Raw genomic sequence first — 13,890 nt, forward strand, 5'->3', positions numbered from 1 at the left:
CCGACCATGAGCTACGATAGCACGACAGAATCCGAGCCGAGCATCGAACGAGCGACCGAGAACGACCCCGCGACCGAAGCGGACGACGACGACGAGGTGCTGATCGACACGTCGATCGAGGTCGACCGACCGGCGGGCGGCCCCAGTACCGGACCGCCGATCATCGAAACGTACGACCTGGACGTCTACTACGGCGAGGAACGGGCGCTGCGGAGCGTCGACATCGAGATTCCGGAGAACCAGGTGACGGCGCTGATCGGCCCCTCCGGCTGTGGCAAGTCGACGTTCCTGCGCTCGATCAACCGGATGAACGACCTCGTCGATTCCGCCCGGATCGACGGCGAAGTCGTCTTCGACGGCAAGAACGTCTACGACGAGGACGTCGATCCCGTCGCGCTCCGCCGCAAGATCGGGATGGTGTTCCAGACGCCGAACCCGTTCCCGAAGTCGATCTACGACAACGTCGCCTACGGCCTGCGCGTCCAGGGCAAGGACGACGGCGACCTCGACGAGCGCGTCGAAGAGGCGCTGCGGAGCGCCGCCCTCTGGGACGAGGTGAACGACAAACTCGAGACGAGCGGCCTTGACCTCTCGGGCGGCCAGCAACAGCGGCTCTGTATCGCCCGGGCGATCGCCCCCGACCCCGAGGTGGTCCTCATGGACGAACCGGCGTCGGCGCTGGATCCCGTCGCAACCTCGAAGGTCGAGGACCTCATCGCCGATCTGGCCGACGAGTACACCGTCGTCATCGTCACCCACAACATGCAACAGGCCGCCCGCATCTCCGACAAGACCGCCGTCTTCCTCACCGGGGGCGAACTCGTCGAGTTCGACGACACCGCGACCATCTTCGAGAACCCCGACGACGAACGCGTCGAGCAGTACATCACCGGCAAGTTCGGGTAACCATGTCACGGGACACCTACCAGCGACGACTCGAGGCGTTGCGCGACGACGTCCTCGAGATGAGCGACCTGGTCTGTGAGCGTCTCCGACGGGCGCTCGAGGCCTACGAGACCGGGGACGAGGCGCTGGCTGCCGAGGTGATCGAAGGCGACCACGAGATCAACGACCTGTATCTCGAACTCGAGGGAGAGTGCATCGAGTTGATCGCGCTCCAGCAACCGGTCGCGGGCGACCTTCGCGTCATCGCGTCGTCGTTCAAGATCCTCACGGACCTCGAGCGGATCGGCGACCTGGCCGTCAACCTCGCGGAGTACGCTCGGGAACAGGACCGAAACCGATATCCGGACGTCGACATCGTCCACGTCGGCACGGAGACGGTCCTGATGGTCGAGGACGCGATGCAGGCGTACGCGACGAACGACGCGGCGGAGACCCGACAGATCGCCGCGACCGACGACGAAATCGACGCGCTCTGTGAACGGGCGAGTCGGATCGTCGTCCACGACCTGATGGAGGCGGATCCCGACGACGAACACCTCCTCGAGGACGTCTCGCGGATGCTCCTGACGATCCGCGACCTCGAGCGGGTCGGCGACCACGCCGTCAACATCGCGGCACGAACGCTGTACATGGTCGAAAACGACGACGAATTGATCTACTGATGAGCCGAAACCCGCTGTCGAACGGGAGTCACGACCCCGTCGAACGGACGGTCCAACTCGCGGGCAACTCTACGTACGTCGTCTCGCTTCCGAAGGAGTGGGCGGTCGACCAGAACCTCGAGTCCGGCGCGTCGATGTACCTCTACCCCCAGGACGACCGGCTGGTCGCCGCGACCGACACGGTCCCGACGCGGGAGCGGACGGTGCGGGTCGACGTCGCCTCACTGGGCGAGGAGACCGCCCTGCGACAGGTTCGGGCGGCCTACAGGATCGGCTGCGATCGGATCGTCGTGACCGGCCTCGAGTCGGCCCCACCGGAGCTGCGACGGCAGATCGAACGCCGTGTGGGACGGTTCGTCGGCGTCACGATCCAGGAAGACACCGGCGACCGGCTCACCATCGCCGACGTGCTCGACGCGAGGGAGGTGTCGCTTCCGCAGACGGTCGCCCAAACCCGACAGCTGGTGCTCGAGATGCACGCCGACGCGACGGCGGCGGTGGTCGAGGACGACGCGGAGCTCGCCGCTGGCGTCCGTGCACGCGCCAGCGACGTCGATCGGTTGTTCGCGTTCGTGAGCCGCGGCTTCCACCGCGGACTCGAGGACGTCCACGAACTGGATCGACTCGGCACGAACCGCCGGGAAGCGTTTCGGGACTACCGGGTGAGTCGCTGTCTCGACCGAATCGGAGATCACGCGGAGGGAATCGCCGAGGCCGCGACGCGCCAGTCAGGACCGCCGACGGGCGATCTAGGGGAGCGAATCGAGTCCCTCGCCAGGGACGCCCGCGACGCCGTCGAAGCCGCGCTCGAGGGCGAGATCGAACGCGCGGCCGAGCGAGGTGCGACCGTCGAGCGACGAACGGACGAGCTCGACCGGGAGTGGACCGACGGATCGGACCCTGTCGCCCGTTACGGGCCGGTACTGAGCCGGATCCGCCGGACGGCCACGGTCGCCCAGACCGTCCTCGAGACGACGGCCGAGGCGACGCTGCTCGAGGACGATCGGGTCGAAACGCGATCGTGACTGCGATCGATCGGGCTATTCTGACCGTAAGTCACCTCCGTGTGGGATCGCGACCACGGGTCGATCGACGTGAAAGAGCATGAGGCTCCCGAACAGCGCCCGGCCGAGCCGCGATCGCTTGCGCGCGCTCACGACGATAACGCTCCGTCGTGAGTCGCCCGCACTCGAGCAGTTCCTCGACGGGTGAGCCCCCGAACGACCTGCGACGTCGATCCCCGCTAGATCGTCGAGGAAGTCGGCGGCTTCGGCGGCGACGGCGGTCGCCGCCTCGAGGCGGTCGAACTCGCGGAGCCGGTAGCCACGCGTCGTGACGGATCGGGCCGCGTGAAAGACTCGCGCTCGAACGCGTTGCCGTCCGCCGGATCGCCCCGAGAACAGTAGGTTTATCAAGCGCACGGCGGAAGCTCTACTCAAGATTACTCATCGTCTTATGGCAGGAAACCAACAACCGGAGGTGAACATCGGGCTCGTCGGCCACGTCGACCACGGCAAGACAACGCTCGTCCAAGCGTTGAGTGGCTCGTGGACCGACCAGCACAGCGAGGAGATGAAACGCGGGATCTCCATCCGGCTCGGGTACGCGGACGCGACGTTCCGCGAGTGTCCCGAGCTTGACGAGCCCGAGCGCTACACCGTCGAGGAGGAGTGTCCGGACGGCTCGGAAAGCGAGCCGCTGCGGACCGTCTCGTTCGTCGACGCCCCTGGGCACGAGACCCTGATGGCGACGATGCTCTCGGGTGCGTCGCTGATGGACGGCGCTGTGTTGGTGATCAGCGCCAACGAACCCGTCCCACAGCCCCAGACCGAGGAGCACCTGATGGCCTTGGACATCATCGGGATCGACAACATCGTCATCGCCCAGAACAAGGTCGACCTCGTCAGCACCGACCAGGCGCGACAGAACTACGAGGAGATCCAGGAGTTCGTCGAGGGCACCGTCGCCGAGGGCGCGCCGGTCGTCCCGGTTTCGGCGGGTCAGGAAGTCAACCTCGACCTGCTCATCCAGGCTATCGAGGAGGAGATCCCCACGCCCGAACGCGACCCCGACGCCGATCCGCTGATGCACGTCGCCCGGAGTTTCGACATCAACAAGCCGGGGACCACGGCGACGGAGCTGTCCGGCGGCGTCCTCGGCGGCAGCCTCGCCCAGGGCCAGCTCGAGGTCGGCGACGAGATCGAGATTCGTCCCGGCCGCGAGGTCGAGGAGGGCGGCCAGACCGAGTACGTCCCGATCGAGACGACGATCCGGTCGCTCCAGGCCGGCGGTCAGACGGTCGACACCGCGACGCCCGGCGGGCTGCTGGGCGTCGGCACCGGGCTCGACCCGTCGCTGACCAAAGGCGACGCGCTGGCGGGCCGGATCGCCGGTCCAGCCGGCTCGCTACCGCCGACCTGGGAGCGGTTCACGATGGAGGTCGACCTCCTCGAGCGCGTGGTCGGGGCCGAAAGCGGCGAGACCGTCGACGAGATCAGCACCGGCGAGCCCCTGATGATGACCGTCGGCACGGCGACGACCGTGGGTGCCGTCACCAGCGCCCGCGAAGGGGAGTGTGAGGTCAACCTCAAACGTCCCGTCGCCGCCGAACCGGGCGCGAAGATCGCGATCAACCGCCGCATCGGCGCGCGCTGGCGGCTGATCGGTCTCGGAACGCTGCAGGGGTAGCGAGGACAGGCGACGAGCATGAGTACGCGGGTCGCCCTCGATACGAGTGCACTGATGATGCCAGTCGAACTCGACGTCAGGCTGTTCGACGAACTCGAGCGACTACTCGATGCGTACGAACCCGTCGTCCCACAGGCCGTCGTCGAGGAACTCCGCCGGCTCTCGGAGAAGGGCGGACAGGAGGGGACGGCCGCCAACGTCGGCCACGACCTGGCGACCGAGCGCTGTCTCGTCGTCGACACCGAGGCCTCCTACGCGGACGACGCCCTGGTCGAACTCGCCCGCGAGGGGACGGTCGACTACGTCGTCACCAACGACCGGCCGCTGCGCGACCGGGTGCTCGAGGCGAACAGACCGGTAATTGCATTACGCGGGAGAAACAAGTTAGCGATCACTCAACCATAGAATGTACAAACGGGTCAGACTGAAGGATACGGTGGAGGTACCGCCGGAGGAGCTCGGCGACGTCTCGCCGGAGCTCGTGAAGAAACTGCTCCAGGACAAGCTCGAGGGGCGCATGGACGAGGAGGTCGGCAGCGTCGTCTCCGTCACCGAAGTCCACGACATCGGCGAGGGGACGGTCCTGCCGAACCGCCCGGGCGTCTACTACGAGGCGGACTTCGACGCGGTCACGTTCGACCCCCAGATGCAGGAGGTCGTCGACGGCACCGTCGTCGAGGTCGTCGAGTTCGGGGCGTTCGTCGGGATCGGGCCGGTCGACGGGCTACTGCACGTCTCCCAGATCAGCGACGAGTACCTCGCGTTCGACGCCGAGAACCAGCGGCTGTCTTCGAACGAGTCCGACCGCGCGCTCGGCGTCGAGGACGCCGTCCGCGCCCGCATCGTCACCAAGAGCATCGACGAGCGCAACCCGCGCGACTCGAAGATCGGGCTGACGGCGAAACAGCCCGGCCTCGGCAAACACGGCTGGCTCGAGGAGGAACACGAGAAACGCGAGGCCACCACGGCCGAAGGTGAGTGAGTATGGCATCGGACCGACTCGTCTGCCGGGAGTGCCACCGGGTCAACGAGCCCGACAACGAGACCTGCGACGCCTGTAACTCCTCGTCGCTGACCGAGGACTGGGCGGGCTACGTCGTCATCGCCCACCCCGAGGAGAGCCGCATCGCCGAGGAGATGCAGGTCACCGAACCCGGCGCGTACGCGCTGAAAGTCCGGTAGCGTAGCCGTGACGCGCGACGATTCGAAGGACACGGACGACGGCGAGCCCGACCCGTCACCGACCGATGCCGACGACCAGCTACTGGTTCTGCCCGACGACCTCCGCCACGAACTCAAAGAGCCGATGGGCCCCATCGAGACCGACGCCGACCGGCTCCTCGCCGAGGTCGACGGGCCGCTGATCGCCGTTGGCGACGTCGTCACCTACCACCTGCTCCGGGCGGGCCGCCCGCCGGACGTCGCACTCGTCGACGAACGCACCAAACGCGATGCCGTCGACGAGGAGATCCGCGAGACCGTCACCGAATCGACCCACCTCGAGGTCGTCAACCCGCCCGCTACGATCTCCGAGGCCGTCGTCGAAGCCCTGCTCGAGGGGCTCGCACGCGACGAGCCGACGACGATCCTCGTCGAGGGCGAGGAGGACCTGGTCGCGCTGCCGGCCATCGTCGCCGCGCCCGAAGGCGCGAGCGTCGTCTACGGCCAGCCCGACGAGGGGATGGTCCACGTGAAAGTCGCCGAGGACCTCCGATCGGACGTCCGCGAGTTGCTCGAGCGCTTCGAGGGCGACGTCGACCGGTTCTGGGAGCTGTTGGGACAGTCACCGACCGACGAGTAACCGTCGCGGTCGGCGTCCGATCGTGCCACGCTGTTTTTCGGTTCCGTTTGCGGACCGTCTCGGTCGTCGCTCGCGGACGAGGTCGGAGCGTCGAACCCCGGCTCGTCGCCCGACGTTCGGCCGCTCGTCTCGCCGACCTAGCGTTCGGCGGCGGCGGCCGTATCGGCCCCGGACGCGTCCGGTTCGTCGTCCGATGGGGGCGACTGACCGGAAGCCGAGTCCGACGGCTCGGGGGGCAGGTCGTACTGCTCCTCGAGGCGTTCGATGCGTGACTCGATGGAGGGCTCGAGTTCGAACAGGCCGAACCGGGAGCTGTCGTCGGACCACTCCGTGAAGACTTCGAGTTCCGGCCCGACGGTGCGATAGGCCGACCGGACGGTGGCCGGTCCGAGATGGCCGCTCGCGAACCGGTCGGCACGGTACACCCGACGCTCACCGGTGTAGGCGAAGTACAGGATCAGCACGCCTGAAAGACAGACAGTGACGAACCCGACGGGGAGGAGGACGCTCGGACCGACGACGAACTCGGACAGCATGAACACGACTCCGGCGACGAAAACCCCCAGTGCGATGCGGAGTCGTGCTACCGGCGTCGACGTCCCTCTGGCTTCGGCCTGGGCGAGTGCGACCGCCAGTTCGTCGTCGGTGACGCGCTCGAGAAACGGTTCGTCGATCCAGGTCGCACGGACCGCGCCGCGTCCGACCGTGACCAGACCCGTATCGACGTCGGACGCGGAGAAGACGAGTATCGTTCCGGGTTGGCGATCGAACCGCTCGTAACACCGTTCGATGCGCGCCCGCTCGGCGTCCGTCGGATCCCGAATCGAATCTACGGGCAGGGCCTGCAGCGGTTCCACCAGATAGGAATACCCCAGTATCACGACCACCGTCACCGAGAGCAGCCAGACCAGTCCGCCGGGAAGGAAGCCGTACCACTCGAGTTGGAGCACGAGCGCTACGGGAAACAGCGCTGCCGAGTCGGCGAGCAAGCGGCGACGCCGGAACGCCGCACCGACCGTGAGCGGTTCCGTCCGCAACCACTCGACGAGCGGGCGCTGTCCGCGCCGAACCGCGAACAGCCCGGCCACACCCGTCGCCGTCATTGCCGCCGCGTTTACGACGACGAGGACTTCGGTCCCGGCGTCGCCGAGGCCGAGGCTCCCGAGAACGTCCGGACCGATCGGCGGTACCGCGTAGAGCGCCATCGTTCCGACGAACACGACCCCCTTCAGGAGCAGTCGTCCGATACCGGCTCGTCGGTCGATCCGATCGGTTGGTTCGTTGCCACGACGCAACACGACGGCACTCGCTCGGGCAGCCAGGAAGACGCCACCGACCAGGCCCGCCGACAGCCCGAGTATCACTCCCCCGTTCACGAGTACGTTTCAGTACGGGAGAGTGTCGGAATATTATAACTATCGGTCAACTACTGCTATCGGTGGCCGACGGGAACCGAGAGCCCGGCCGCGTGGCCGGCCGAAGGCTACTGGTAGCGGGGCAGTCGGTCCGACAGTTCCGACCCCTCGTAGAACGGTAACTCGGTCACGGTCGCCGGCACCTCCTCGCCGTCGACGCGGACCGTCAGCGCCTCGCTCTCGAGACCGTAGTCGACGACAGCGAGCGCGACGACCTCCTCGAGCAGCGGGCTCTCGCCCGCGCGGGTGACCTCGCCGACCGAGGCGTCGCCGTCGAAGACGGCTGCACCCGACTCGGGGACGGCCTCGCCCTCGAGCGTCAGTCCCACCAGCTTGCGGCTGGGCTGGCCGCGGTTCTCGACGCGGGAGACGACCTCCTGGCCGACGTAACAGCCCTTCTCGAAGTCCAGGGCGTTGCGCAGGCCGAGCACGTTCGGGATCGTCCCTTCGAGTTCGGTCTCGAACAGCGGGGAGCCGGCCTCGAGACAGAGGCTCTCCCAGGTGCGGTAGCCGAAGGGAGCGGCGTTGAGGCCCTGCGTGAGGAGGGTGTCGTAGACGGCTTCGGCGTCCGCGGCGGCGCAGATCACCTCGTAGCTCTCCTCGCCGGTGAGCGCGTCGGTGCGGACGACGGTGACTCCCTCGTCGCCCATCGTCCCGCGGACGAACGAGTAGCGTTCGTCGGGGGAGGCGGCCCCGTTGAGGACGCTGGCGACCTTCTCGGTCGCCTGTGGTCCCGACAGCCGGAAGACGGCGTAGTCGTCGGTCGCGAGCCGGATCTCGACGTCCTGGATGAACACCTTCTCGGACCAGTCTTCGACGAGCGATTCGGCCTCCTCCGGCGGGACGAACAGCAGGAGCCGTTCGCCGGCGTTGTAGACGTAGAGTTCGACCTCGATGCCGCCCTGGGGGTCCAGCACGAGCGCGTAACAGCCCTGCTCGTCCTCGGCGGGGACGCGGTTGGAGACGACGTTGTCGACGTACTCGAGGCGATCCTCGCCCTCGACGACGATCACGCCGTAGGCGGCCTCGAGGAGGCCGACGCCGTTGCGAATCGCCCGGTGGGTGCGTTCGGGGCGGCCGTAGTGTTCGACGATCGTTCGGCCGCCGCGCTCGCCGAACGTCGCGCCGTGGTCGGCGTGAACGGACTCGATAACGGTCATAGATACGTCGTGGGGCCTGATACGGATTGTTGTAACGGTTTCCGGTGCGACCGGGAGGGTCGCGGCCGCACCGGAAACGACTTACAACGGTCCGTATGCGGTCTCAGGCGTTTCGATTCGAGCAGCCGTCGGCAGCCGCCGGAGCCACGGTGACGCTTAAAAGGGGAACCGATCGCGGAGCCAGTCGCCGATGGACCAGCTCTCGTCGTCGTCCGTCGGCTGATCGGGGACCACCCGATCGGCGGGCTTGATGACGGTCCGTCCCTGCTCGGATTCGACGTCGATCAGCCCGTCGTCCTTGAGCGTCGCGAGCGCCCCCTCGAGGTCGTCGATCTCGACCTCGACGGCCGCTCGCAGCTCGAAGACCGTCATCCCCTCCTCCGCCCGGTCGACGAGTGCATCGAGTACCGCCACCTGGGTTCGCTCGCGGTTTCGGTACTCAGGCTTTGCTCTCATCCGTCTTGTCCTTCGGTAACCCGGGATTTGACGTTTGTCGTTCGGGAGACGCGTGCCGACTGGCCGTCCAATACGGACTGTGGAAACGACGTACCGGTACGACCGCGATCCGTGCGTCGGTTCCGGAGAACCGACGTCCGGTAGTCCGTATGACAGCTCCCTCAGCGGTACGTTTTTTATAGCCTGACTCGGTACGGTGGCACAATGGTCCTGCGATGTTCGCTGCTCGGACACGACTACGGTGACCCCGAAGTCGAACGCGAGCGCGAAGAACGGGGCAGTGAAGTCGTCGTTACCGTCCAGGAGTACAAGGAGTGCACTCGGTGTGGCGAGCGAACCGTCATCAGCGAAAACACCGAAGTGACGAGCCTCTCCGGCCCGGACGCGAACGCCGAACACCCCCGCCGATCCGACGCCGACGCCGCACCGCCAGCCGAACAGCCCGACAACCCCGACGCCGCTACCGTCGACGCCGAGACGGACGGCACCGACGCCGAGTTCATCGACGCCGACGGCGACCCCGACGACGGCGACAGCGTGGTCATTCAGGACGCGGAGTCCAACGCTCCCGACGAGTCCGATCCGGCGGTCGATCCCGACCATCCGACCGACGAGGACGGCGAACCGGTCACCGACGACGGCGAGATCCTCACCGACGACGAGGACGAGAGCCCGCGGGAACGCGACCGTGGCGAATGGCCCGACTCGAGCGACGTCGGCCCGACCGCACGTGGCGACGAGCCGGCCGAGTGGGACGAGGAGGAACCGGTCACGAACGACGCAGTCGTCCTCGAACACACCGACGCGACCGACGCGACCGGCGGCACCGAATCCGTCGCAACCGAGAGCGAAATCGCCAACGGGGCGACCGTCGACGACGACCCGCAGGCGTCGCCCTCGGGGATCGAACGCGCGGAACCCGCACCCTCGCCAGGCGAGACGAACGCCACGGGCAACGAGGACGTCCCGACCGAGTTCTACTGTCCCCGCTGTGAGTTCGCCGAGGCCGACGACCGGGGTTCGCTCCGGGCCGGCGACATCTGTCCGGACTGCCGCAAGGGCTATCTGAGCGAGCGACCGCTGCGCTAGCGGGACCTGCGGCCACGTGACTTCGACGACGGTCGCCTCCATGGCCCGTCGATTCGGTCGGCGACCGCGGTCGTCCGAATCCCTTGTGTCACCGTGAGAGCGGCCAGTCTACGACGTATTGGCTATCCGAAACGTCGGGTATGAAAAGAGGTAAACGCCCCGCCGTGTATCTCCCGTCCATGAAGGAGTACAAGATGCGTCGCGGTGAATACCTCGAGGAACGGATCCCCGATATGAAAGCGACGATCGAAGACTACTTCGGCCCCGTCACCGGCACGCAGGAGTACAAGGGCAGCGACCTCTACGTCATCGAGGAACCCGACAATCCCGTCTTCGAGAAGATCGTCGTCGGTGCCGTCGAATACTCCGGCAAGAAGGACAAACTCGGCGTCGAGTTCCACGAACGCGATCCCACCGAACTCGGCCCGGACGAACTCGAGGCCGCCGGCGAGGCCGTCGACGCCAAAAACGACTTCCTGCTCGAGGCCACCGGCCGTGACGCCAAAGCGCGACGCGACTCGATGAAACGCGCGGTCGAGGACGATCCGGACCACGACTTCGACTGAGGACTTCCTTCCGACACCGACCGATTGCGACGAGCGGTCGCCGACGGTTTTCTACGGCATTCCGTTCGACGTACCGGTGCATTGAACTATCAGTACTGTAGAGTGTATCGCGATGCAACCGAAATCTCGCGGCTACGGTGACCTGCTGGCGGAGTCGCTCGACCCGTCGGAGTCGGGCCTGCACACGCCCGTCATGTTCGTCTCCGTCGTGCTGTCGGCGATCGCGCTAGCGTTGCCGTGGGTCACGGTCTCGACGCCGGGCCTGGGGACCGATGCGATCCGAGGCTACGAACTCGGCATCTGGATCGCCCCGTTCGTGCTGGCCATCGGCGTGACGATGCTCACGATCAAGAACGACGCCGACCTCGAACTCAATCCCGGCTGGTCGCCCCTCGAACAGTTCGTCTGCCTGGGACTGGGCGGACTACATCTGGGCATCCCCATCGCGACGCTGCTCGCTCCGGACCAGGTCCTCCAGCTAACGGGCGAGTTCGGCATCGCCGAACCGCTGTTGCTCGAGCAGTTGTCGTTCGAGGCCCACTACGGACCGATGGTCACAGCGGTCGCCGGCGTCCTGCTGGTCGGTGCGATCGGATACAACTTCGCGACGAACTGAGCCAGCGGCTGTCGAAACGGCTATTGGGTCGCCGTCGAATCCTCGAGTAGCATGGAGGTCACCGAGTTCCTGCTCGCGACCGCGGTCGCTCACGTCGGCTTCGCGATCTTCGTGGCCGTGCACGCCCACCTGACGGACGAGGAGGCCGGCTACTGGCCCTACGTCACGCTGCTGTTGGGTATCGCCGGTGTCGCTGGCTACTTCTTCTACGAAGAACAGTCCGAATCCGGCCACATCTGAACCGCTACTACAGGTCGCCCGGCAGCGACTCGAGGCTGGCCGACCGCTCGAGCGAGGACGATGTCGGCCGATCGATCAAGCGAGGAAGACGTGTCGCGGCCGGTCGGCGAGGACGTCGCGGCCGTACTCGACGGTCTCGGAGAACTCGTCGCTGCGGAAGAAGGCCATCGCGTCCTCGCGGGAGTCCCAGCGGCTGGCGATGAACATGTCGTTCTCGTCCTCGCGGTTCGCGAGGAGGTCGGTCTTGCGGTGGCCGTCCATCTCCTCCAGGAGGCCGCCGACGTCGGCGAAGGTGCCGACGAAGTCCTCGCGGTGGTCGGGTTTGACGGTGTAGAACATGCCCATCGTCCCCCAGGAATCGTCGTCGTCATCGCCCGCCTGGCGGACGATTTCGGGCAGATCCGCGAGAAAGCCCGCGGCGGTGTCGGCGGCGCGGTCGGTCTCCCAGAGGCTGACGACCGCCGTCTCGGCGTCCTCGTCGTCGAACTCGGACTCGTACACTGCCGTCTTCACGTGGGTATCGTAGTGGTCGAAGTTCGACCGGAGCCCCTCGACCTCCTCGAATAACTCGTCGGGGTCGGCCGCGGAATAGAGGACGACCGCATGGACGTCCTCGCCGTGTGGCTGGCCGGCGTAGACGCCTTGTTCCTCGAGTTCGCTGCGGACGTCCTCGCCGTCGGCGTCCCCGTGAGGGTGACCGGCCCCGCTCTCCTCGTCGCCGGTATCGCCGTGGGGGTGACCGCCGGAGGCGCTGTCGGCGCTCGCGTGGGGATGGCCGCCCGCGTCGTCCTCGGCCGGGACCGCCTCGCCTGCCATGTAGGCCTCGAGGTCGTGCGGTTCGAAGCGCCGGCCGACGTAGAACCGGCCGAATTCGGCGTACTTCGACGTCGAGGGGTCGAAGCGCATCTCCGCGAGCAGGTTCTTGATGTGGGCCGGATCGTCGGCGAACAGCGAGACGCTCCACTCGTAGTCGTCGAAGCCGATGCTGCCGGCCGTGATCTGGCTGACCTTCCCGCCGTAGCTGCGGCCGATGTCGCCGTGGGAGCTCATGTGCTCCGAGCGCTCCTCGAACGGCAGGTCGTACCAGTTGTACTCCGGATCGCGACGTTTCTCCATCGGGTAGAAGTTGACGTACTCGGCGTCGGGGATCTGCGGATAGAGCTTCTGCTCGAGATAGCGCGAGAGGCCGGTGCTCTCGACCTCCTCGTCCTCCTCGAAGTAGGCGTCGGTGACGTAGTCCGAGACCTCCGCGACCGAGACGTACGAATCCGTTCGCTCGGTGAACTCGGCGAACGCCGTCTGGTCGAATCGCCGGCCGAGTCGCTCGACGTCGGCCATCGTCGGCCGGACGTGCATGACCAGCAGGTCCGTCTCGTGGCCGAGCATGGCGAACAGCGCGGAGTCGCCGTCGTCGGCGTCGGCGACGTCCTCGCAGTCGGCGAGAAACGCACGTCCCTCCTCGAGCGCACGTTCCCGGACGCGCTCGGGCGCGTCGCGCCAGGCGTCCCAGTCGACGGTGCGGAAGTCGTGGAGGATGTACCAGCCTTCCTTCGTTCGTGGTGGTGTCCGTCGCTCCATGACGACGGCTTGGGACCGGGTCGATAAGAAGGGTCTGCTTCAGTTTCGCGGCGTCGGAACGGCGATGACCGAAACCCTTTACGTTCGTCCGTTTAAATACGTGCGCACATGCGGAAAAGTGGGCCGCCGAAAGGACTGATCGCCTACCTCGTCCTCGAATTGCTCGAGGAGAAACCCAGGTACGGCTACGAGATCTTGAAGGAGATCAGGGACATCAGCGGCGGTCACTGGGAACCCTCCTACGGCTCGGTCTACCCGATCCTCTACAAGTTCGAGGAGAAGGGCTGGGCCGAGCGCATCGAACGGGCGGACGAACCCGACCGGAAGTACTTCGAACTCACCGACGACGGCTACGAGGAACTGCTCGAGCGCCGCGAACAGAGCGCCGAGAAGGCCCGGGACTTCGCGGACGTCATCCTCGGTTTCTTCCACGTCTACGCCGCGTTCGCGACCGACGACCGCTTCGAGGTGCCCGAACGGGAAGACGAGTGGCGCTTCGACGAGGAGTTCAGCGCCTGGGTGGTCGAACAGGTCGTTCGCCACCACGAACACTACTTCGACACCGACTTCGAGCGGATCCCGGACACCCCCGAGGAGTTCTACGACCGCCACGGGATCGATCCCGAGGAGTAAGCGGCGTGGCGTCGCGGTACTCGAATAGATCCCTCGTTACCGCGTGAAACGTCTCCACCGAATAGCTCGTACGGGGCCCG

The 13,890-nt window shown here is 66.6% G+C and carries 17 protein-coding genes; 13 read left to right on the forward strand and 4 right to left on the reverse strand.

What is annotated here, in order from left to right; genetic code table 11:
• Positions 1-6 precede the first annotated feature (6 nt).
• From pstB to TX79_RS12640, 8 genes are all read left to right on the forward strand, one after another.
• Entirely contained in the window at positions 7-906 is a 900-nt protein-coding gene (gene pstB, locus TX79_RS12600) for a phosphate ABC transporter ATP-binding protein PstB (RefSeq protein ID WP_081655561.1), read from the forward strand.
• A gap of 2 nt (positions 907-908) precedes the next feature.
• Positions 909-1,568 (forward strand): phosphate signaling complex protein PhoU, encoded by a 660-nt coding sequence (phoU, locus tag TX79_RS12605; protein WP_049927787.1) that lies wholly within the window; start codon positions 909-911, stop codon positions 1,566-1,568.
• Positions 1,568-2,593: a phosphate signaling complex PhoU family protein gene (locus tag TX79_RS12610; RefSeq protein WP_049927788.1), complete on the forward strand. Its 1,026-nt coding sequence runs from the start codon at positions 1,568-1,570 to the stop codon at positions 2,591-2,593. The genes phoU and TX79_RS12610 overlap by 1 nt, the downstream gene beginning before the upstream one ends.
• A gap of 430 nt (positions 2,594-3,023) precedes the next feature.
• Positions 3,024-4,256 (forward strand): translation initiation factor IF-2 subunit gamma, encoded by a 1,233-nt coding sequence (locus TX79_RS12620; RefSeq protein ID WP_049927790.1) that lies wholly within the window; start codon positions 3,024-3,026, stop codon positions 4,254-4,256.
• 18 nt (positions 4,257-4,274) lie between these two features.
• Complete coding sequence (locus tag TX79_RS12625; protein ID WP_049927791.1) at positions 4,275-4,661, forward strand: PIN domain-containing protein; 387 nt, start codon at positions 4,275-4,277, stop codon at positions 4,659-4,661.
• Position 4,662: 1 nt separating this feature from the next.
• Positions 4,663-5,238: a DNA-directed RNA polymerase gene (locus TX79_RS12630; protein ID WP_049927792.1), complete on the forward strand. Its 576-nt coding sequence runs from the start codon at positions 4,663-4,665 to the stop codon at positions 5,236-5,238.
• Between the two features lie 2 nt (positions 5,239-5,240).
• Positions 5,241-5,438 (forward strand): transcription elongation factor subunit Spt4, encoded by a 198-nt coding sequence (spt4, locus tag TX79_RS12635; RefSeq protein WP_049927793.1) that lies wholly within the window; start codon positions 5,241-5,243, stop codon positions 5,436-5,438.
• Between the two features lie 7 nt (positions 5,439-5,445).
• Positions 5,446-6,057 (forward strand): GTP-dependent dephospho-CoA kinase family protein, encoded by a 612-nt coding sequence (locus TX79_RS12640; protein ID WP_049927794.1) that lies wholly within the window; start codon positions 5,446-5,448, stop codon positions 6,055-6,057.
• Positions 6,058-6,194: 137 nt separating this feature from the next.
• On the opposite strand, the gene TX79_RS12645 is transcribed toward TX79_RS12640, so the two are convergent.
• From TX79_RS12645 to TX79_RS12655, 3 genes are all read right to left on the reverse strand, one after another.
• Positions 6,195-7,433, reverse strand: coding sequence for a hypothetical protein (locus tag TX79_RS12645; RefSeq protein ID WP_154660517.1), 1,239 nt, complete (start codon positions 7,431-7,433; stop codon positions 6,195-6,197).
• A 107-nt stretch (positions 7,434-7,540) separates the two neighbouring features.
• Positions 7,541-8,632, reverse strand: a complete 1,092-nt coding sequence (gene ygfZ, locus TX79_RS12650) for a CAF17-like 4Fe-4S cluster assembly/insertion protein YgfZ (RefSeq protein WP_049927797.1) — start codon at positions 8,630-8,632, stop codon at positions 7,541-7,543.
• Positions 8,633-8,788: 156 nt separating this feature from the next.
• A complete protein-coding gene (locus TX79_RS12655) occupies positions 8,789-9,088 on the reverse strand; it encodes a DUF6432 family protein (protein ID WP_049927798.1) in 300 nt (99 codons plus the stop codon).
• A gap of 204 nt (positions 9,089-9,292) precedes the next feature.
• On the opposite strand from TX79_RS12655, the gene TX79_RS12660 reads away from it, so the two are divergent.
• From TX79_RS12660 to TX79_RS12675, 4 genes are all read left to right on the forward strand, one after another.
• Positions 9,293-10,177: a DUF7093 family protein gene (locus TX79_RS12660; protein ID WP_049927799.1), complete on the forward strand. Its 885-nt coding sequence runs from the start codon at positions 9,293-9,295 to the stop codon at positions 10,175-10,177.
• Positions 10,178-10,356: 179 nt separating this feature from the next.
• Positions 10,357-10,743, forward strand: a complete 387-nt coding sequence (locus tag TX79_RS12665) for a DUF5611 family protein (protein WP_049928389.1) — start codon at positions 10,357-10,359, stop codon at positions 10,741-10,743.
• A gap of 112 nt (positions 10,744-10,855) precedes the next feature.
• Positions 10,856-11,359 carry a hypothetical protein gene (locus TX79_RS12670; protein WP_049927800.1) on the forward strand — a complete coding sequence of 168 codons (504 nt, stop codon included), beginning with the start codon at positions 10,856-10,858 and terminating at the stop codon, positions 11,357-11,359.
• Positions 11,360-11,410: 51 nt separating this feature from the next.
• The gene (locus tag TX79_RS12675) at positions 11,411-11,599 is read left to right on the forward strand and encodes a hypothetical protein (protein WP_049927802.1); all 189 of its coding nucleotides are present in this window, start codon (positions 11,411-11,413) and stop codon (positions 11,597-11,599) included.
• A gap of 75 nt (positions 11,600-11,674) precedes the next feature.
• Here TX79_RS12675 and TX79_RS12680 read toward each other — a convergent pair whose 3' ends face one another.
• On the reverse strand, positions 11,675-13,177 hold the full coding sequence (locus TX79_RS12680) for a heme-binding protein (protein WP_049927803.1): 1,503 nt from the start codon (positions 13,175-13,177) through the stop codon (positions 11,675-11,677).
• Between the two features lie 108 nt (positions 13,178-13,285).
• Here TX79_RS12680 and TX79_RS12685 point away from each other — a divergent pair, with 108 nt between their 5' ends.
• A complete protein-coding gene (locus tag TX79_RS12685) occupies positions 13,286-13,810 on the forward strand; it encodes a PadR family transcriptional regulator (RefSeq protein ID WP_049927805.1) in 525 nt (174 codons plus the stop codon).
• The last annotated feature ends 80 nt before the right edge of the window (positions 13,811-13,890 follow it).

Source organism: Halopiger goleimassiliensis (assembly GCF_000455345.1).
Lineage (GTDB): Archaea > Halobacteriota > Halobacteria > Halobacteriales > Natrialbaceae > Halopiger_A > Halopiger_A goleimassiliensis.

What these genes read in the sequence shown, in the direction of transcription:
- pstB (WP_081655561.1), top strand. Translation starts at nt 7, where the DNA reads ATGAGCTACGATAGCACGACAGAATCCGAGCCGAGCATCGAACGAGCG.
- phoU (WP_049927787.1), top strand. Translation starts at nt 909, where the DNA reads ATGTCACGGGACACCTACCAGCGACGACTCGAGGCGTTGCGCGACGAC.
- TX79_RS12610 (WP_049927788.1), top strand. Translation starts at nt 1,568, where the DNA reads ATGAGCCGAAACCCGCTGTCGAACGGGAGTCACGACCCCGTCGAACGG.
- TX79_RS12620 (WP_049927790.1), top strand. Translation starts at nt 3,024, where the DNA reads ATGGCAGGAAACCAACAACCGGAGGTGAACATCGGGCTCGTCGGCCAC.
- TX79_RS12625 (WP_049927791.1), top strand. Translation starts at nt 4,275, where the DNA reads ATGAGTACGCGGGTCGCCCTCGATACGAGTGCACTGATGATGCCAGTC.
- TX79_RS12630 (WP_049927792.1), top strand. Translation starts at nt 4,663, where the DNA reads ATGTACAAACGGGTCAGACTGAAGGATACGGTGGAGGTACCGCCGGAG.
- spt4 (WP_049927793.1), top strand. Translation starts at nt 5,241, where the DNA reads ATGGCATCGGACCGACTCGTCTGCCGGGAGTGCCACCGGGTCAACGAG.
- ygfZ (WP_049927797.1), bottom strand. Translation starts at nt 8,632, where the DNA reads ATGACCGTTATCGAGTCCGTTCACGCCGACCACGGCGCGACGTTCGGC.
- TX79_RS12655 (WP_049927798.1), bottom strand. Translation starts at nt 9,088, where the DNA reads ATGAGAGCAAAGCCTGAGTACCGAAACCGCGAGCGAACCCAGGTGGCG.
- TX79_RS12660 (WP_049927799.1), top strand. Translation starts at nt 9,293, where the DNA reads ATGGTCCTGCGATGTTCGCTGCTCGGACACGACTACGGTGACCCCGAA.
- TX79_RS12665 (WP_049928389.1), top strand. Translation starts at nt 10,357, where the DNA reads ATGAAGGAGTACAAGATGCGTCGCGGTGAATACCTCGAGGAACGGATC.
- TX79_RS12670 (WP_049927800.1), top strand. Translation starts at nt 10,856, where the DNA reads ATGCAACCGAAATCTCGCGGCTACGGTGACCTGCTGGCGGAGTCGCTC.
- TX79_RS12675 (WP_049927802.1), top strand. Translation starts at nt 11,411, where the DNA reads ATGGAGGTCACCGAGTTCCTGCTCGCGACCGCGGTCGCTCACGTCGGC.
- TX79_RS12680 (WP_049927803.1), bottom strand. Translation starts at nt 13,177, where the DNA reads ATGGAGCGACGGACACCACCACGAACGAAGGAAGGCTGGTACATCCTC.
- TX79_RS12685 (WP_049927805.1), top strand. Translation starts at nt 13,286, where the DNA reads ATGCGGAAAAGTGGGCCGCCGAAAGGACTGATCGCCTACCTCGTCCTC.